We start from the raw sequence: 19,205 nt of genomic DNA, 5'->3' as shown, positions 1-19,205 counted from the left end.
CAAATTTTAATAAAACAATCCGCTTAAGCAATATACTTTATTGTTTAATGCTAAGCCTAAAGCAAAAAATTATGAATTTTAATACAAAAGTAATTCACGGAGGGCAGCACCACGAGTCTGCAACAGGTTCTGTAAATGTACCTGTATTTTTAACCTCTACGTTTGCACAGAAAAGCCCGGGAGTACACTCCGGATACGAATATTCAAGAGCAGCCAATCCTACAAGACAGGCATTGGAAGATTCTTTGGCAAGTATTGAAAACGGAGCGAGAGGTCTGGCTTTCGGTTCCGGTCTTGCAGCCATCGACTGTGTTTTGAAATTATTAAACCCAGGTGATGAAGTGATTGCTGTAGATGACCTTTACGGAGGAACTTACAGAATGTTCACGAGACTTTTCGAAAAATATCAGCTGAAATTCACATTCGTAAATTTTGACGATGTTTCTAAAATTGCTGATGTCATTACAGATAAAACAAAACTGATCTGGGTAGAAACTCCTACGAACCCTTTGATGAAATTAGTAGATATCAAAGCAGTAGTAGAAATTGCAAAAGGGAAAGATATTCTGGTGGCAGTAGACAATACTTTTGCTACGCCTTATATCCAGAGACCTATTGATTTGGGAGCTGACATTGTAATGCACTCCGCAACGAAATATTTAGGAGGCCATTCTGATGTGATTGCCGGAGCTCTTATTGCTAAAGATGCCGAACTGGGAGAAAAACTTCACTTTATTCAGTTTGCAAGCGGTGGTATTTTAGGTCCTCACGATTCTTATCTTGTATTGAGAGGAATTAAAACACTGGCCTTAAGAATGCAGAGACATTCGGACAATGGTCTTGCTGTAGCGAAGTACCTTGAGACACATCCAGCTGTAGATAAGGTAATTTATCCGGGATTGGAATCTCACCCACAGTATGAACTGGCAAAATCCCAGATGAAGGAATCAGGGGGAATGGTTTCATTCACTTTTAAATCCGGTAAGAAAGAAGATGCTGTCAAATTCTTAGAAAAAGTAAGAGTATTTACCCTTGCGGAATCTTTAGGAGGCGTAGAATCTTTGGCTAACCACCCTGCGTTGATGACTCACGCTTCAATCCCGGCAGAAAAACGTGCTGAACTGGGAATCACGGACGACCTTGTACGTTTAAGCGTAGGTATTGAAGATGCAGAAGATCTTATTGCAGATCTTGAGAAAGCTTTTTCTTAACATACAATACATTAAATGGGAAGGGTTTTGATAATCCTTCTCATTTATTATAACACCAACTGATATTATGAAAAACTCAAGGAAAGCAACTATTTCCGACTTACCACAGCTCTCAGAATTATTTGATCAGTACAGGATATTTTATCACAAAGAATCAGATATTCCTGCTGCTACAACCTTTCTTCAGGACAGACTTGAAAACAAAGATTCCGAAATTTTTGTTACGGAAGAAAATGGTAACCTGACAGGTTTTGTACAGCTATATCCTATATTTTCATCTACAAGAATGCAGCGTTACTGGCTGCTGAACGACCTGTACGTAAATAAAAACCACAGAGGAAAAGGATATTCTAAAGAATTAATTGAAAAATCCAAAGAACATTGTCGATCTTCAAAAGCCTGTGGTATTCTTTTAGAAACAGGAAAAAGTAATGACATCGGAAATCAACTCTATCCATCCTGTGGATTTGAACTGTATGACTCCGTGAATTTCTACGAGTGGACGAATCATGAGTAATGAGTAATTGATACATTACACTCACCATCCCGAATCTCAAAACCCCGAATCCCGAATCCCGTAACCCGTAACCCAAACAAAAAATAATATGACCGACTTTCAAAAATACATCCAAAGATATTTAGACCAGATTCCATCAGGAAACTGGATCAGTGAACTGCAGATATCAGCAGACAAAACCATCGGAATTTATTCCAACCTTACCGAAGAACAATCCAATTTTGCTTATGCAGAAGGAAAATGGACTTTAAAAGAACTTCTACTCCATTTATCTGATACAGAAAGAGTCTTCCAATACAGAATATTAGCTTTTGCGAGAGGAGAAAAAAACAATCTTCCCGGATTTGATGAAGATGAATATGCAGAAAATTCTTTTGCAGGTGAAAGAACCCTTGAATCACTTTTGGAAGAATACAAACTGGTGAGAAAATCTTCACAGATTTTATTAGAAACTCTTCAACCTTCTGCTTTACAGAATACAGGAACAGCCAATGGCCATGAAATATCTGTAGAAACCATCGGAAAACTGATTATAGGGCACAATTATCACCACCTGAATATTATTGAGGAAAGGTATTTATCGAAATTGGGATGGATGTAAGAAAACGAATTCCCCTTGCCAGCCTGTTAATTTTCATAATTTCTTTTTGTTTTACAGCTTTTAAAGTTGAAGATATGGGAGAGATTAAAGATTATAAATCATTTGAAACTTTTCTTATAGGTTCGATTAGCTTTTTAGGCGGGGGCTTATTTGAATTTCTGGTATGGACAGCTAATATTTGGTTCTTTATTGCAGTGGTATTCTGTTATAAAAAATATTTTTTAATTTCTATGATATTGGCTGCAATAGCTTTTTTAATTGCAGGAACATTTTTTTTCTGGAAGGAAATTCTGGCTGCAGAAAATGGAAGAATGGGAAGAATATACAGCTTGGAAACAGGTTATTTTTTGTGGATAGCTTCTATTGCATTTTTAATAGCTGGCTCATTATATTTATCCATAAAATCTAAATTTATCAATCATAAATTCTCATCCTGATGTGCAATGAGATCTATAAAAAATTTAAGAATCACAGAAAGTATTCAAACTGAAAAATTAGTTTTTGAAGAAAGTTCATACGATAAGTTTGATACGATCTCGATCTATTTTGGATTTTCTGCATTGGCAGGAGCTTCTCTGCTGTTATTAAAAGAAGTAGATTTTTCTTTTAATAACAGCTTCGAGTGTGCAATTCTTATAAGTTTATTCATCTGTAGCGTATATGTGCTGTATTGTAAATACACCGAAAAACATTTGAAAGAAATTAAGTTTGAAATTCCTAAAGAAGAAGCTAAAAGCAGAATCATTGAGTATGGAAAAAAACATCATCATAGAATTTCAAAGATTTCTGGGAATCTGATTTTCCTTAATGAACCGACAGATCTCTACAGTTTGGGTAAAGATTATGAACAGACAACCATTGTATTTTTTAAAAACAATGCGATTCTTTATACTTTAATTAAAGAAGGTTCAAGATCAAATTTCCCTGTCTTGATTTCACAACATCTTACCAAAAAAGATTTCAAAAAAATACTACATCCTGATTATATTGAGCCTATTAAGCGTACAACTTATTTTAATTCATTTTTTCATGGATTATAATCTTTGCATCTTGTCATAATAATCAAGCTGAAAAATCATATTTAAACCCCATTTTTTTGCCTGAAATTCTTATATTTTCTACCTTTATCCATTCTTTGAATTCACTACAATTATGGAACATATTATCGAAATATTAAAATCCGGCGGAACAATTCTTTACCCTACTGATACTATCTGGGGAATTGGTTGTGATGCCACCAATATAGAAGCGGTCAATAAGATTTTTGACATTAAAAAGCGCGAAAAAAACAAATCCATGATCATCCTTGTAGAGTCAGAAAAAAGACTTCAGGACCTTGTCGACGTTCCTGAGATGGCATGGGAAATTATTGATCTTAGTGAGAAACCGGTAACCATTGTTTATGAAAACCCAAGAGGTTTACCTAAAGAACTTCTTGCAGAGGATGGAAGTATCGGAATTCGTCTTGTAAAAAATGATTTCTGTAAAAAACTGATTACAAAACTGAACAGACCATTGGTATCTACCTCTGCCAATTTCAGCGGTGAAAAAAGTCCATTGAAATTCTCTGATATTTCTGAGGAAATAATCAGCCTTGTAGATTATGCAGTGGAAGAAGACAGAGAAAAAGTTTCAAAATACTCAGGTTCTTCGGTGATCAAAATATGGAATGACAACAGAATAAAAGTTCTTCGGGAATAAGAATTCTGAACTTTTATGTTTACTTTTTAGAGTCTTGCCAGTTCATATCGGCAGGATTTCTTTTTTTTAATTCTATCTTTGCAAACTCAACTCATAAACTATTTGCTATGAATCATCACGAATTTGCCCAAATGTGGATCAATGCGTGGAATTCTCATGATCTGGAGGATGTACTTTCCCACTATTCAGATGATATTGAGATTACAACTCCTATGATTGCACTGGCTACAGGCGGTAAAGAAAGTTCTTTAAAAGGAAAAGAAGCTGTTCGTGAATATTGGAGAAAGGCATTGGATAAATTTCCGGACCTCCATTTTGATCTGATCCATTCCACAGCAGGAGTAGATTCGGTAGCATTATTTTATAAGTCGATTATGGATAAACATGCCGTTGAAGTCATGTTTTTTAATGAAGAGGGAAAAATTAGTAGAATGTATGCTCATTATGATTAATGGGTAACATACGTAGAAATTGTCACTATTATCAACGATGAAAATTAATCTTAATCAAAATAAGAATTTAAAACTATTTAAAATCATTTCTGAAGCAGCAGAAAGGAATAACCAGTCCGTATACATTGTGGGTGGTTATGTGCGAGATCTGCTGATGAACAGAAAAGCATCTACCGATATAGATTTTGTAACGGAACAAAGCGGAATTGAGCTTGCTCAGAATGTAGCGCAGGATATAGATCCGAAATTGAAGGTTTCCGTATTCAAAACTTACGGAACGGCTATGATCAAGTATAAAGAACTTGAACTTGAGTTTGTGGGAGCAAGAAAGGAAAGCTACACAGAAAACAGCCGGAAGCCGGAAGTGGAAGGCGGAAGTCTTGAAGATGACCAGAAAAGAAGAGATTTCACCATCAATGCGATGGCTATTTCTTTAAATAAAAATAATTTCGGAGAATTGATTGATCCTTTCAATGGGATTGATGATCTTGAAAAAGAAATTTTAAGAACTCCTCTGGAACCGGCACAAACCTATTCTGATGATCCGTTAAGGATGATGAGAGCAGTGCGTTTTGCTTCCACTTTAAATTTTAAAATTGAGGAAAATTCTCTGAAAGCGATCCAACAGGAAGCAGAAAGAATCAGGATTGTTTCCATGGAAAGAATCATGGTAGAGTTTAACAAAATCATGATGTCTGAAAAACCGTCTATCGGATTGAGACTGATGGAACAAACCGGTCTTATGAAGCTTGTTATTCCTGAACTGATCGAACTGAAAGGCGTGGAAGAAGTGGAAGGACAAACTCACAAAGATAATTTTTATCATACGCTGGAAGTAGTGGATAATATTTCTGTGAATACCGATAATCTTTGGCTTCGCTGGTCTGCCCTTCTTCATGACATTGGGAAAGCTCCGACGAAAAAGTTTGTAGAAGGAACAGGATGGACTTTTCACGGGCATGAATTTTTAGGTTCAAAAATGGTAAAAACACTTTTCCAGAGATTGAAATTACCTTTGGGAAGTGACATGAAATATGTTCAGAAAATGGTCAAGCTTTCATCAAGGCCAATTGCGCTGATTACGGATGATGCTTCAGATTCTGCATTAAGAAGACTTTTATTTGATGCAGGAGAAGATCTGGAAGACCTTTTCACCCTTTGCAAGGCAGATATTACCACTAAAAATTCTAAAAAACAGGAGAAATTCAAAAGAAACTTTGAATATGTAGCGGTCAAGATCAAGGAAGTGGAAGAAAAAGATCAGGTAAGAAACTTCCAGCCGCCTATCACCGGAGAAGAAATTATGGAAATGTTTAATCTTAAGCCGGGCCGTGAAATTGGTATCCTGAAAGAGAAAGTGAAAGAAGCTATTCTTGAAGGTGAAATTCCCAATGAAAAAGAAGAAGCGACGAAGTTTGTCATTGCTGAAGCTGAGAAACTGGGATTAACCTTATAATTCAATTTAGAAAAATATTAAAAATTCCGGCGGGATGTTCCATCCCGCCGGAATTTTTTTTCTTAAGGAAACAAAGCCGGCCGGTTTCTTCGAAACCGGCCGGAAAAAAACACAAATGATGAAAAAATAAAAAATTATTTTTAGAAGTAATAATTATTGCGGGTTAAGAAAAGTTCCGTTAGCACCAAGACCACCTGTTTTAAGGGAAGTAAGCTTGGTACCCGTAGTTGCTGAATATACAGTCATTTCGCTTTCCTGAGTGAATTGTTTAACATCTGATGCAAAAATTCTACCATCAATAACATTAAATCCATAAAGCGTAAAATAAGGACCACCATCTGCAGCTGTTAATAGCGGGCTTGCAGGAACTGTTGGTGTAGCTAAACTTGTTGTATACACTTTATTGGCAGAACTGAAATAGATTTTATCATTATCAATCTGAAGATTGGTAGCACTTGGAATTCCTGTCAATGTAACTACCGGCGTCATAGTCCCTGTGCCGGAGATTTTATAGATATAAGAATCAGTAGCTGTAGAAGAAATTGTATATACATTGGATTTGTATGAAATAGTACTGTTGATCTTACCATTCGGAACAGTAAGTTCAGTTTTACTGTCATTAGAAGTATTGATATAAGTAATCATATTTCCATATCCTGAAGTAGCATTCTGTACAAAAATATTTCCACCTGCTTCTACTGCTTTATCAGCCCCGCCTGTCATCGTGATTTTGCTTACAAATGAATAGTCGGAAGCCTTATATTTCGTTACACTTGTTGCATTCGTAGAGAAGTTTAGGTTAGCAACATAGATAAAGTCATTGGCAAAAGCAATTCCTCTCGGGTTATCAATCTGATTGGTGATTACTCCTAATTTCTTAAATGTATAACGGTCTACAACAACAATTTTGTTTGAGTTATTGATCACAAGATAAGCCTTATTTCCATTAAGACCAATGGTCTGAAGAACGTCACCCAGAATTTCTTTATTGTTATTGTACCCATATACGTCATCCTGTTTCAAGCTTAAATCTCTTGTCAGGAATGTTACTTTAGCACCCTGGCTGTTAAAATTCCCTTCATTAGAGATAAAATATCCGTTCTGGTAAGTGATCGGAGAAATTTCAAACTCGGCAGAGTCACTTGTACATGAAGACATATTAAACAATAGTACAACTGCAAATAAGACAGTTAAAAGTTTAGTTATTTTCATAATTTATTCAATTTTAATTTATTAAAAATTTATTGCTGCATACACACTATAGTTTCTTTTTGGTAAAGGATAGAAAGAAACGGTTTTATAGTAGGTATTGGTTAGATTATTCACTTTAAACCCTAAGGTATATTTTTTTGCTAAGGTGGTAGAAACTCCCATATTTAAAAGAAAATAAGGATCTATAGCTTCTGATCTCTTTTCATCACTTGTGGTGTAGGTAACACCGTTCAGCTGTCCCTGTGCATAAAACCTGAAGAAACCATATTCGTAATCTATACCGGCATTTCCCCTGTGCATGGGAACGTAAGGTCTCTGCATCTTCGTTTCTTTATCGATAGCTTTTGCATAATAATATGCTGCATTGGCTCTGAATTTATGATTTCCCCAGTGCTTGCTGAAAGACAACTGAGATTCCAGCCCGTAAGATTCGGATTTATTGACATTGTATGCCTGCCAGTATCCCATAGCCGTTGGAAGCCATACAATAAGATCTGTGATGTTCATATAGTAGGGAGACAGAGTAAGTTTGAAATCTCCCGCTTTGAACTCATTGGTCATATCCACCTGAGTAGAGGTTTCCGGTCTCAGATCTTTATTTCCTCCCGGTTCATAATAAATATCATTAAATGAAGGATATCTGAAGTTTTTGGATACGTTAATACTCAGATCATACCATTTTGCGGCGTTCCATTTTCCGGAGAATGAATACATAAAAGGAGACTTTACATCTTCTACAAAATCTTTTTTGAATCCTCCTTCAAAACGCAGATCTTTTGTTGCAAAATACCGCAATAATCCTGAAACAGAACCTATATTCCTGCTGACATTGGATATTCCGCTCTCGTACCCTTCTCCTTTATTAATCTGAAATTCTCCGATGATATTAAAATTCCATTTTGAATTCAGGAAATAATTAAAATCATTTTTAAAGATATAATTCTTCCCGGTTCCTCCACTGGATTTAGGCTGGCTTAACGAACCGAAATACTGAAAATTCTCTTCCGTGTAGGCTGCTTTAAGGGAATTGCTGAACTTCGCTTTGTTCCAGTCCCAAGAAAGAAGACTTCTTACACTTTGAGTTGTATATTTTGTTTTTGTTCCCGTTTCCTCATACACAGGATAATGCTGTGAAGAATCAAAAAACTGGCTTTGCCACGAAACCTTATGATCGTTTGTAATTTTATAGGATGCTCCTACATTGAATGTCGTATTGTAATAATTCCCGTTTCTGTTGATGTAATTCAGATCGCTTACCTTATAATCATTTTCACTTACAGAATAATTTCCGGAGGCTTTAAAACTGAACTTATCATTGCTGTAAGACCCTTTCACAAAATTATTATAGGTATTAAAGGAAGCCACTTCAGAAAATAAAGAACCATGGAAACCTTTATTAAAATCAAGGGTATTATTCAGGTGAATACTTCCCCCGATGGCACCACTTCCGTACACTACACTTCCTCCACCAGCTTTGATACCGATCTGATCATAGCCGAACAAAGCAATATTATTGATATCTCCCTGCCCTAAAAAATTAGAATTGATATTAATTCCGTTCCACACGAATGCAGTCTGCTGGGCGGTAGTTCCTCTAAAAGAAGGTGAAGACACGGCTCCGCGGCCATTTTCTTTAATAAAAACCTGCGACTGAAACCTCAGAAGCTCCGAAAGATTACCGGAGTTTTTTTCAGCATCTTCTGCTGTAATTGTTTTTACGGGATGAAAAAGTTTCACCCTGTTCATCTGGTTGTCGAAGACATAAATAGTGTCAATGGTTTTCTCTTGTCCAAAAAGAAAACACCCATAAGATGAAAAAAGCAGTACTAAAGATCTTTTTATATCCATACTTTTTTACTTTTCCTCCGAAAGCAATATGTTTTTTAATTATAATCCTGGCAGGTCTCCTGACTTTCGCATTCTGCTCCTTCCCGTTTTTACACAGTGGCGTTTTGCAGAAACTTGTGTTGCGATTTACAGTTGCGGGGACAGTCCGGGAGTTACACCCGATTCCCTTTTCATTCCAAAATACTGGAAACCAAAATTTTTGCAAAGATAGTTTTTTATATGTATTTGCCAAAAACCAGACTTTTCTATACAAAACATGCTATCCTTTTGTTATATACACAAAAAAGAACGGCCGCTTTCAATATTGAAAACAGCCATTCATCCCACTACTTTACTATTTATATATGTTACTTTTTAATAAATTTATAAGACTCCTGTTGTACTCCTTTTACGGAATATTGTAAAATATAATCTCCTTTTGACAGAGATGAAACATCAATCTGTCCTTCTACAGTATCCAATGATTTTACCTTTTGTCCAACCATATTATAAATTTCTGCTTTCTCTATTTTTCCTTTTCCTTTAAAATACAGGATGTCAGCCACTGGATTAGGATAGATACCTGTATTGTTTTTCTCTTTCACAGCATCACTCACCGATAAAAATTCAGAAGTATCCAGGTAAAAAGCAATCATCTGCCCTGAAGCATTCGTCCCTGACCCGGCAATTTTCTTTCCGTCCTGTGAAATCGCAAGAGGAAGTCCCATTGTTACTCCATTAGTGGCAATTCCTAAAGATGCCGCATAATCATTCAGGTTAATTCTCCCGGCGGCAGAGGTCCAGATAAAGCCTTCTCCTGACATGGGAGGAGCCCCAAATGCTCTGTAATACCCGATCACTTTTTTCCCATCAGCAGAAATCCCGGTGGCACCTCCTTTGAAGCTGAAAGAAGCATTAGGATGCGTTATATAAGTAAGTCCGCTCACAGCATTCCATACATAAGGATTAGGGTTTGCCGAACCTATTATTGTATTTCCGTCTGCAGAAATTCCTCCTGCTTCTCCTACATGATTCCCATTATTATCTGTAATAAAACTTTCCACTCCATCCTGCCATTTTGCTCCGCTTCTTGTTCCGGTTGATTCATCCTGCCAGCCTACGATCACTGTTCCTGCTGCATTGATTGCGTTTGCTCTGGAGCTGCGTCCGGGAACTATACTTCCCAGATCTACCATTCCGTTTACTTCATCCCATTTCACAGCATGCGCATTCGCTGCGGTGAGAAAACCAAGACCAACTATAGTATTTCCATCAGTCGACATTCCCCAGGTAGAGCTTACGCTGCCATCCCATCCTGTAGGTACAAGGCCGCCTCTGTTTACCCATGTGGCCGTAGCGACATCATAGGTAGATATTTCATTGAATCCTGTTGCGGCATTGGTAACGGAGGACGATATTTTGGTTCCGTCATTCGAAACAATGGTTCTGCCTGCAGCCGGATATCCGTTTGTTATAGAACCTATCTGTACGAGTCCTCCTGCAACATTCCATTTATATATACTTCCTGCACTGGTGTGCAAGCTTACTACTCCATTATCCGATACTGCGCCTACATTATAATTTCCCAGGCCGATTACAGTAAGCTGCGCTTCTGCAAAACCAAATTTCAGGAAAAGATAAGCTATCAATATTTTCATTGACATTCTGTAAAAATTTTTCATATTTTATTATATTTAGCGTTTCGAATTGGTGAAAACAATATTAATACAACATTCAATCAATTAAAAGAAATTGACTTTCATAATTCGTGAATTTTAAAAGAGTTTAATTTTCAAAACACTAATAATCAAACAGATATAAAACAATATTTTGAATATGGATTTTACCGAAATTATTCAAAAAAACACAAAAAACAATTTATCAGGACAAAAATTATTTCAAATCTTACTGTTTATTTTCTGCTTCCTTATTACCAAAGGACAGTCCGGCCCCGACTTCAATATGCTAGCAGATAAAGCATTTCTGAAATTGTATCAGAATCCCGACGAATGCATCAGTTATACCCAGGGAATTCTTGTAAGTGATCAAAACAGAGAGCACAAAATTGTACTTCAAAATATTATTTCACAAGCTTTTGCCCTGAAGGTAGACTATGTACAGTCTGTCAATATTTTTGCTCAAAAAGAAGATAGTGATCAGAACAATGACCTTTCATATTGTATGCAGGTCTTCAATGGTTATAATCTTGCTGATCAGTATCAGAATCTGGGTTTGTACAATCAATCGAAAAGAATTATTTCTCATCTCTTGTATGATCAGAAGCTTCTTAAAAGTAGTAATCCGGCATTAAGAATCACCACTGCAAAATTGTATCAGCTTCAGGCATTAAACTCAGGAATCAACAGAAACTATCCTGAAGCCTTACAAAATCTTGATAAAAGCAACCAATACCTTGGGAATCATAATGAAGAGAACAGAATTTTAAAAATAGAAAACAGAATTTTTCGCTCTTCTTATCTGCTGAAGCAGAATAAATCAATAGAGTATAAAACACTTATAGAAAATGTGATTGCTGATCTTGAATCTCAGAAAAACCAGCCGTTTCTTTTAGGTTTGGCTTATGAGAATCTGTCCCAATACTATTTCCTGAAACAGGATTATGTAACCTCTATTCAAAAACTGGAGGCAGGTCTTCGATTGATCGAGAATCTTCCGTTTAATAATTTAAAAATTAAAATTTACGAATCACTGTCCCGTAATTATTACGCGGTACATAATGATGCAAAATATCATCAGTACAATAAACTTTACACTGATTTAAAAACAAAAACAGATTCCGGTTCAAAAGAAGGGATACGATATCTCGTGAAGCTTGTGGAAACCAATCAGAATAAAAATATTGAATTTCAGAAACATCTGCTTATAAGATCTTCCTGGTCTTTGATCCTCGTTTTATCCTTGATAATCTTAGGCTTACTTGCTTACTTTTTAGTCATTAGAAATAAAAATAAAGACTTAAAAAAACAGTTTGATTTCTTTGAAAAACAGACCAGTCAAAGGACCCAATCAACCCTATTAAAAAAAACAAATACAATAAAAGATAGCGGGGTGCCAAAAATATCAAAGGAAAAAGAAGATGAAATTCTCCAAAAGCTAGAAGAATTTGAAAAATCCGATAGGTTTCTCAATAAAAACATGTCTCTGTCGCTGCTTTCTTCTCAATTGGAAATCAATACAAAGTACCTTTCCGAAATTATTAACAGTAAGGAAAAAAACTTCAATGGATACATTAATAAACTTAGAATCAATCATATTGTACAGCTATTAAGAACTGATTCTACTTTTCTTAATTATAAAGTGAGCTATCTTGCAGAATATTCCGGGTTTTCTTCACACAGTGCTTTTACAACTGTTTTCAAATCTGTTACCGGCATGTCTCCCAACACCTATATTCAGGAAATCAGTAAAACAAAAGTCTTATGAAATCAATTTTAAAAATAGTACTGCTGCTGGCTGTTTTTTGTCATTGTGTGAAAGGCCAAAAGACACCCGATAGTGTCTTAATAAAAAAGGCAAAACTTGAAATATATGACAACCCCGATAACACCATCAAAATCGGAGAACAATTATTAAAAAAATCTCATGATATAAAAACCTCCATTGATCTCTATATGCTGCTTTCAACAGCCAATATTGCTAAAAGAAATTTTGAGGGATCTTTACAATATATTTTAAAAGCAAAAGAACTTCTACAAAAAACCAATGATCCCAGAAGCCAGGCCGGGGTTCTCATTTCAGTCGCTATCCAGTATCAGCAAATGGAACTTTTTAACAAATGTCTTGAAACACTGAATGAGGCTGAACAGTATATTGCAAAAATTCCTGAAAAAAATCCTGAAAAATATAGTGAGACTGCAGCAAGCTATGCGATAAGAGGAATGGTTTACAAAAGCCAGTCTAATTCAGAAATTGCTTTGGAAAAGTTCCTGATTTCCATACAGAATTATGAAAAGGTTCCTGTAAAGAAAACCACTTACTCCAATATGAGTGTGGTATACTACAATATTGGATACTGTTATCTGAACCTTAATGAGATTGACAAAGCACAAGAGTCATTTTTACAGTCTGTCAGCTATGCCCGGAAGAATTATGGTAAAAGTCTGGAAGCATTTGCTTTGAAAGGAATTGCTGAAATACACAAACAAAAGCATGAAAATCAAGCCGCAATAGATCTCTTACTAAAAGCCGGGGAACTTTGTAAAAATACCGGAGATATCATTCTGAATGAAGGGCTTTACAAGGAATTGGCTGAAAATTATCTTGCTTTAGGACAACAGGATCTTTATCAGCAGTATAATAAAAAATACCTGGAAATGCGTTTTCAAAGAAAGCAGAATGAACTGAAGTCTATTAATCAGGTGATCGACAATCATAACAGGGAAACCGTTTTAAAAAGTGAGAAACTAAAATCTGATGATCGTTATATTAAAATAGGTTCTGTTTTCCTGGGAGGTATTCTTATAATTCTACTGTTATATCTTATTATAAAAATCAGAAAGCAAAATAAGAAGTTTCATCATGAGATACAGCAGATGATAAGAAGAACTTAAGCCATGAAAACAAAAAAACATTCCGGGTTGGAATGTTTTTTTTATACTGTAATTGTTTAATTTATCAATAAAATGTTCAGTGAACCATTCATTTATCTACCAATAACTTCAGTAATCGGGTTTCCTACATTTCCACTTGGGAATTGAATTTTCAATAAAGAAGATACTGTAGGTGCAATATCCGTCATGTGATATTCTTTATTGCTTTCTCCCTGCTTCACTCCCCACCCCATAAAGATCAGTGGAATATGAGAATCGTAAGAATTCCAAACACTGTGTGTAGTTCCTGTTTTAGAATATGGCGGAAGCATAGAATCGTGAGAAATTAACTGAATATCTCCGCTTCTCTGTCTGTTGATCCCGTTAATAATTCTTTGTTTGATTGGCTCTGGAATGCTTGACTCCTGAATTTTGTCCACAGAAACAACATATAAAACGGTAGGATCTTTCTCAATTTCCTTTATAGCGAAATTTCTAACATCATCCAATTCAAGCTTGTTGTCTGCCAATACTTTTCTGTCGAAATAAACCTGATAGTTATCAATGGCGTTGACCAGTTTATCGGCTCCGAATTTTTCTTTCAGTTTCTGGTTCAGATTCTTTTCCGCATCTTCTCCAAAGAAGCCTGTAGGGATTTTATGTTCTTTAAGGAATCCTACAGAGTGTGCTCCACCGTGGTCAGCAGAAAGGAAAACCGTGTACTCGCCTTTTCCTACTTTTGAATCAAGATACTTGAAAAACTCAGCTAAATCCTGATCTAATCTGATATATACATCTTCTACTTCAATAGAATTCGGCCCGAATTTATGTCCTGCATAATCCGTAGATGCCAGATTTATGGCTAAAAAGTCTGTAATATTATCTCCACCCAGCTTTTCACCTTCTACAGAAGCTTCTGCCAGTTTTAAAGTCAATGTATTTCCAAAAGGTGTATAACGGATATTGTCTTTTTTAGTCTGGTAATCTTTTGCTAAATTACTGTAAGGGAAAGTAGGTGTTTTTGCACTTCCCAACAAGCCTTCCCAAGGTGAATTGTCTGGTGCGCTTTCTGTATATTCATTGATTGGAAGTAATGTATTCCAGCCATTGGCTACTAATTTCTCAGGGAGATTCTGAGAGTTGAATGATTTTACCCACTGTGGAAGATCATTCATATACCATGTACTGGTAATGAAATTTCCTGTGCTGTCATCAAACCAGAAAGCCCCGTTTGGAGTATGGCCTGCAGGAAGAATGGAAGCACGGTCTTTCAAAGAGACACCGACTACTTTTCCCTGGAAATTTGTTGCCAGTCTCAATTCGTCAGTTACTGTGGTAGACCAAAGGTTTTTCGGAGAGTGACTTCCCGTCTTTGTATTGGTAGTACCTACCGGCTGAACGTTCTCATCTGCAGTACAGTAAACACCTTTACCTGTTTCCTTATCCGTCCAGTCATTTCCTGCAATTCCGTGAATAGCGGGTACAGAACCTGTATAGATACATGTGTGTCCCAACGCTGTAACGGTAGGAACATAAGGAATATGTACATTATTCAAAGAATATCCTGTATTTAAAAGTCTTTTGAAACCGTCATTTCCATATTTACCATAAAAACGGTATAAATAGTCCCAACGCATCTGGTCTACTACCAGACCAACGACTAATTTAGGTCTTTCCAGTTGAGTATTTCTGTTCTTCTGTGCATTGATTGTAACTACGGAGAATAAAGTAGCTGCCGCAATTGAAATGTTCCTAAGCATCCAAGTAAATTTTTATTGTTGACAAATTTAAGGGTTTTGAAAGTTTTGGAGTGTGAAATTTTATTTAATTTTGATTATTGTACAATTATCAACCAATCTTCTATGATTTTAGGCGTATACTGGTATTTCAAATTTCCGGAACAATTATATGACTTCCAGTTTTTCAAATTTTCTCCTGGACTTGGAGGACATGCCGATACTCCTGCTGAACTGACTGCCAGGGTACAAGTGGAAAATACAGATGACTTTATTCCTAAACTGGAAGCACTAAAATCAGATTTCAAGAAAACATATTTACACCTGAATATCGATGAAAATCAAATCATCATCAATATTGGAGACCATATGCTTTTTGATTTTCATTTTCAGTTTGCTAAAGAGGTTGAAGAGCTATTGATCCGTGAAAATGCAGTATTATTGGATACAAGTCTTCCTTTTGCCATTCAATCCAGCAAAAACTATCCTCCGGAAAAGGAGGAATTCAAAAATATAGAACACCACTTCATTCAGATGGTGGGTTCTGACTTCAAAAAAAGTAATGCAGAAAATTATGCAGCCAGAATAGATTGTAATCTGCCTTTACAGCATAAAAAAGAATTGATTGATGACCTGACCCGGATTTCCAGAGAAGAAAACCTCCATGTATTTTACTATAATGATTTTGATTGTAAAGATCATTGTAATCTGATGCTCTTTTTCACCAATGGCAGACAGAAAAAAGATTCCTTGCAAAAGGTTGACATCAATTCATTTGGACGTAAAGTGAGGCAGCTTAGCCGGAAATACCCTCTTCATTTCGGTCATTTCGGAAGCTTTAAGGAATATCCTTTACAAGGACCCCATTCAGTGTTGATAGTAGATGAAGAATATATTGTAAACAAGAAATAAACCTTTCAGATTCAATCTTATGATCAAATTCAAATATGTTATTCTGTACGTGGAAGATGTAGAACTGTCCATGAATTTTTATAAAAACACCTTTGGTTCCGAAATAAAATTCATCACTCCTGAAAAAGATTATGGCGAACTGCTGACCGGGGAAACAAGTCTTTCATTTGCTTCTGTGAGCCTGGCCAATTCCAATATCAAAAAGGGCTTTTTAACTGCAAAAAAAGAAGACAAACCTTTTGGAATAGAACTGGGATTTGCAACGGATGATGTGGAAGCCTTGGTAGAAAAGGCACTAAAAAACGGGTCTGTTCTTTACGAAGATATCGCGGTAAAACCATGGGGACAAAAAACAGCTTATATCAAAGATCCCAGCAATTATCTGGTAGAAATCTGTACTGAAATGCAATAAAATGTAAAGGTGGAAATAAAAAAATTACAGCAGCTGTCCTCCAATCCCAGCTCAGGATGGGGACATAACGGATATACAACAGACATAAGATATGTGGTCTCCTCTATTGAATTTGAAGGTTCTTTTGAGTTTATTATAAAGGAAAAGTCTTTGCCTTATACCAAAATCTGGGAAACGACTTCCGAAGACCTTGAAGAAATGAATACCATCATTGAACAGGGAAATTCCTTTGGTGCTTTTGTCAATGAAGAGCTGGCAGGCTGGATCATCTGCGAACACAGAACGTGGAACAATAGTTTTTATATAGAAAACATTCTGGTTGACGAAAAACACAGACGGCAGGGAATCGGCCTCATGCTGATTAAAAATGCCATTAAAGAGGCCAGGAGATTAAATTGCAGGGTTATTGAACTGGAAACACAAAATACCAATTATCCTGCGATACAATTTTACAGAAGAATGGGATTTAATATTACCGGGCTCAACACAAGGTTGTATGAAAATACAGAGGAAATTGCGCTTTTCATGACTTTGGATATAGAGTAATTTCATCCTATTCATTAAAACACTTGCTGGTGTGTTAAAATTTTTATACATTAGTAATCAACAAATTAAAAATAATTACTATGAAAAACCTTAAAAAACTAAAGAGAAATCAGCTGGTGCTGATCAGTGGTGGTGACACTCCCTATGCTTTATGTGATCTGGATGGCAACTGCCCTCCGACAATAGGTTCCTACTATTGCAGTGATGGTACCTGTTACAGAGTTTCGGGTGGTGGCAGTAATCCCGGATGTAATGAGCCAATGCGCCTGTGCCAGGAATGGGAAACAGGATGTGGATGTGTTTATATGTAAATGCATTTTGTTAGATAAAATTTTGGAAGAGCGGTGTTTACCGCTCTTTTTTTGCAATCAGCCATAGCATTCATTAACTTGCATCTCTTAATAATACATCAAAGAATATCATTATGAAGACATTAATCTGGAAAGGAATCTATTATCAGTCCCTTGAATATTTCAATTTATTATCCGATGATAAAAATTACACTATAGAATCAAAAATCATCGGTTGTATTGAAGATAAAATATACAATGTAGAGTATAAAATCCATTCTGATAAAAACTGGATCGTTCAGGATTTTCTGATCGAATCCGAGGTCAATACAATTAAAAGAACTTCTTTGGGTAAAAGAAATCAAGGTCAATGGGAAATCAATGGTGTTGTAAATCCTGAATTTGATTATTTCAATTTCATAGACATTTCGCTCACTCCGTTCACCAACACTCTACCAATCAACAATTTAAAACTTCCTGAGAGGGATTCTCAAAAAATTGATGTTCTGTACATTGACGTGTTAAAACATGAGATCAGACCTGTTCAACAACAATATACCCGGACAGCTGTTAATAAATACCTGTATGAAAATATCGAAACCGATTTTAAGGCTGAAATTTCGGTGGACGAAAGTGGATTAGTCACCTGCTACCCTGAATTGTTTGAAAAGATTGCAGAACTTTAATACCATAAGAATTAAGAGGTGATAAAGCAAAGGAAGATAATTGGCTATTTTAGTAATAAATAACCCCTTACAATTGTTATAATAGTATGAAAACAATTGCTATCCTACTCTTTTTTCTCACTTTCCTGACTGTCGTTTCCGCTCAGAATAGGCCATCAGCAGGGTTCTTTGAAACCTCAGATCACGTAAAGATCAAATATAAAGTCTCCGGAAAAGGAGAAGCTTGTATTTATATTCCAGGTGGTCCCGGACAGGGATATCCATCTTTTGAGCTGATGGGTGGAAATAATCTGGAAAAAAACTTACGGATGATCTATATGGATCAGCGGGGTTCCGGAAAATCCGGCACATCGGACAACTATCATCTTGATAAAATGATTCAGGATATTGAAGAATTGAGACAGCATCTGAAATTGAAAAAGGTATTCTTGCTGGCTCATTCCTTTGGCGGAATCATAGCAGTCAATTATGCAAAAAAATATCCAGAGTATACCAAAGGACTCATTCTTGCGAACGTTACCCTTCATTTTCTGAATGATGAATCTGTGAAAGAACAGATTGAATACGGAAACAGCCTTTTACAGTTAAAAAACAGAGTGATTCCTAAAGACAATCTTTCTTCAGAGCTTTCAAAAGTCAGCAGCGCTTTAAGAAAGAAAAGAATCGGATATAAATTCCTGACCGAAGATATTGAAACCATAAAAAAGTCTGATAAAATAGATTCTCTTCATCCCCGCATCATCGACTTTGGAATGGCAGTGATCTCAAAACCCAAAGAATTCCCGGAATATTATGCCGATTATGCACCCATCACCAGAGACATTCGTGTTCCGGTACTTATCATTACCGGAAAAAATGATAAAGCAGTCGGAACTCAGCATTATAAAACCTTCCGGTTTCCCAATCAAAAAGTAGTTCCTATTGTTGGCGGACATCTTTTGTACTACGAAAAAAATAAAGAATTTGTGAAGGCTGTTATTTATTTCGTAAAAACAACGAAGTAATAGCAGCTGTTTATTTTTATAATCAGTTTTTGGCGCGGCCTCCGGCCGCGCCAAAAACTTTCCCTACGCTGGCGCGAGCGTCTCCCCCACAA

20 protein-coding genes and 1 riboswitch are annotated in these 19,205 nt (G+C 36.2%); of the genes, 16 read left to right on the top strand and 4 right to left on the bottom strand.

Going from position 1 to position 19,205, the window contains the following annotated elements; translation table 11 throughout:
* Nucleotides 1-71: 71 nt before the first annotated feature.
* From DEU40_RS19310 to DEU40_RS19275, 8 genes are all read left to right on the top strand, one after another.
* Complete coding sequence (locus tag DEU40_RS19310; protein WP_110011363.1) at nt 72-1,211, top strand: cystathionine gamma-synthase; 1,140 nt, start codon at nt 72-74, stop codon at nt 1,209-1,211.
* Nucleotides 1,212-1,278: 67 nt separating this feature from the next.
* Nucleotides 1,279-1,728, top strand: coding sequence for a GNAT family N-acetyltransferase (locus DEU40_RS19305; protein WP_110011362.1), 450 nt, complete (start codon nt 1,279-1,281; stop codon nt 1,726-1,728).
* Between the two features lie 88 nt (nt 1,729-1,816).
* A complete protein-coding gene (locus DEU40_RS19300; RefSeq protein WP_110011361.1) occupies nt 1,817-2,329 on the top strand; it encodes a DinB family protein in 513 nt (170 codons plus the stop codon).
* Nucleotides 2,320-2,766, top strand: coding sequence for a hypothetical protein (locus tag DEU40_RS19295; protein ID WP_110011360.1), 447 nt, complete (start codon nt 2,320-2,322; stop codon nt 2,764-2,766). The genes DEU40_RS19300 and DEU40_RS19295 overlap by 10 nt, the downstream gene beginning before the upstream one ends.
* A 6-nt stretch (nt 2,767-2,772) precedes the next feature.
* Nucleotides 2,773-3,369: a hypothetical protein gene (locus DEU40_RS19290; protein ID WP_110011359.1), complete on the top strand. Its 597-nt coding sequence runs from the start codon at nt 2,773-2,775 to the stop codon at nt 3,367-3,369.
* A 112-nt stretch (nt 3,370-3,481) separates the two neighbouring features.
* Nucleotides 3,482-4,030: an L-threonylcarbamoyladenylate synthase gene (locus tag DEU40_RS19285; RefSeq protein WP_110011358.1), complete on the top strand. Its 549-nt coding sequence runs from the start codon at nt 3,482-3,484 to the stop codon at nt 4,028-4,030.
* A gap of 107 nt (nt 4,031-4,137) precedes the next feature.
* Nucleotides 4,138-4,482: a nuclear transport factor 2 family protein gene (locus DEU40_RS19280; protein WP_110011357.1), complete on the top strand. Its 345-nt coding sequence runs from the start codon at nt 4,138-4,140 to the stop codon at nt 4,480-4,482.
* 37 nt (nt 4,483-4,519) lie between these two features.
* Nucleotides 4,520-5,938, top strand: coding sequence for a CCA tRNA nucleotidyltransferase (locus DEU40_RS19275; protein WP_110011356.1), 1,419 nt, complete (start codon nt 4,520-4,522; stop codon nt 5,936-5,938).
* A 153-nt stretch (nt 5,939-6,091) separates the two neighbouring features.
* Here DEU40_RS19275 and DEU40_RS19270 read toward each other — a convergent pair whose 3' ends face one another.
* The 3 genes from DEU40_RS19270 to DEU40_RS19260 form a co-directional block, all read right to left on the bottom strand.
* Nucleotides 6,092-7,150, bottom strand: coding sequence for a YncE family protein (locus tag DEU40_RS19270; protein WP_146207879.1), 1,059 nt, complete (start codon nt 7,148-7,150; stop codon nt 6,092-6,094).
* 21 nt (nt 7,151-7,171) lie between these two features.
* Nucleotides 7,172-8,998 (bottom strand): TonB-dependent receptor plug domain-containing protein, encoded by a 1,827-nt coding sequence (locus DEU40_RS19265; protein ID WP_110011354.1) that lies wholly within the window; start codon nt 8,996-8,998, stop codon nt 7,172-7,174.
* A 31-nt stretch (nt 8,999-9,029) separates the two neighbouring features.
* Nucleotides 9,030-9,208, bottom strand: a riboswitch (cobalamin riboswitch).
* A 137-nt stretch (nt 9,209-9,345) separates the two neighbouring features.
* Nucleotides 9,346-10,659 (bottom strand): T9SS type A sorting domain-containing protein, encoded by a 1,314-nt coding sequence (locus DEU40_RS19260; RefSeq protein WP_110011353.1) that lies wholly within the window; start codon nt 10,657-10,659, stop codon nt 9,346-9,348.
* 154 nt (nt 10,660-10,813) lie between these two features.
* Here DEU40_RS19260 and DEU40_RS19255 point away from each other — a divergent pair, with 154 nt between their 5' ends.
* Complete coding sequence (locus DEU40_RS19255) at nt 10,814-12,421, top strand: helix-turn-helix domain-containing protein (RefSeq protein ID WP_110011352.1); 1,608 nt, start codon at nt 10,814-10,816, stop codon at nt 12,419-12,421.
* The gene (locus DEU40_RS19250) at nt 12,418-13,548 is read left to right on the top strand and encodes a tetratricopeptide repeat protein (RefSeq protein WP_110011351.1); all 1,131 of its coding nucleotides are present in this window, start codon (nt 12,418-12,420) and stop codon (nt 13,546-13,548) included. Before DEU40_RS19255 ends, DEU40_RS19250 begins: the two co-directional genes overlap by 4 nt.
* Nucleotides 13,549-13,640: 92 nt before the next feature.
* Here DEU40_RS19250 and pafA read toward each other — a convergent pair whose 3' ends face one another.
* The gene (gene pafA / locus DEU40_RS19245; protein WP_110011350.1) at nt 13,641-15,287 is read right to left on the bottom strand and encodes an alkaline phosphatase PafA; all 1,647 of its coding nucleotides are present in this window, start codon (nt 15,285-15,287) and stop codon (nt 13,641-13,643) included.
* Nucleotides 15,288-15,389: 102 nt separating this feature from the next.
* On the opposite strand from pafA, the gene DEU40_RS19240 reads away from it, so the two are divergent.
* The 6 genes from DEU40_RS19240 to DEU40_RS19215 all read left to right on the top strand — a co-directional run bounded on the left by DEU40_RS19240 (nt 15,390) and on the right by DEU40_RS19215 (nt 19,113).
* Complete coding sequence (locus tag DEU40_RS19240; RefSeq protein ID WP_110011349.1) at nt 15,390-16,175, top strand: hypothetical protein; 786 nt, start codon at nt 15,390-15,392, stop codon at nt 16,173-16,175.
* Nucleotides 16,176-16,194: 19 nt separating this feature from the next.
* The gene (locus DEU40_RS19235; RefSeq protein WP_110011348.1) at nt 16,195-16,587 is read left to right on the top strand and encodes a VOC family protein; all 393 of its coding nucleotides are present in this window, start codon (nt 16,195-16,197) and stop codon (nt 16,585-16,587) included.
* 9 nt (nt 16,588-16,596) lie between these two features.
* Nucleotides 16,597-17,133, top strand: a complete 537-nt coding sequence (locus tag DEU40_RS19230) for a GNAT family N-acetyltransferase (protein WP_110011347.1) — start codon at nt 16,597-16,599, stop codon at nt 17,131-17,133.
* An 80-nt stretch (nt 17,134-17,213) separates the two neighbouring features.
* Nucleotides 17,214-17,444 carry a hypothetical protein gene (locus DEU40_RS19225; RefSeq protein WP_110011346.1) on the top strand — a complete coding sequence of 77 codons (231 nt, stop codon included), beginning with the start codon at nt 17,214-17,216 and terminating at the stop codon, nt 17,442-17,444.
* 113 nt (nt 17,445-17,557) lie between these two features.
* Nucleotides 17,558-18,109 carry a putative glycolipid-binding domain-containing protein gene (locus tag DEU40_RS19220; RefSeq protein ID WP_110011345.1) on the top strand — a complete coding sequence of 184 codons (552 nt, stop codon included), beginning with the start codon at nt 17,558-17,560 and terminating at the stop codon, nt 18,107-18,109.
* An 86-nt stretch (nt 18,110-18,195) separates the two neighbouring features.
* On the top strand, nt 18,196-19,113 hold the full coding sequence (locus tag DEU40_RS19215; protein ID WP_110011344.1) for an alpha/beta fold hydrolase: 918 nt from the start codon (nt 18,196-18,198) through the stop codon (nt 19,111-19,113).
* Nucleotides 19,114-19,205: the final 92 nt, after the last annotated feature.

The organism is Chryseobacterium sp. AG844, assembly GCF_003182335.1.
GTDB classification, from domain to species: domain Bacteria; phylum Bacteroidota; class Bacteroidia; order Flavobacteriales; family Weeksellaceae; genus Chryseobacterium; species Chryseobacterium cupriresistens.
The sequence above is the reverse complement of the archived record's forward strand: the minus strand, read 5'-3'. Positions and strand labels throughout refer to the sequence as shown.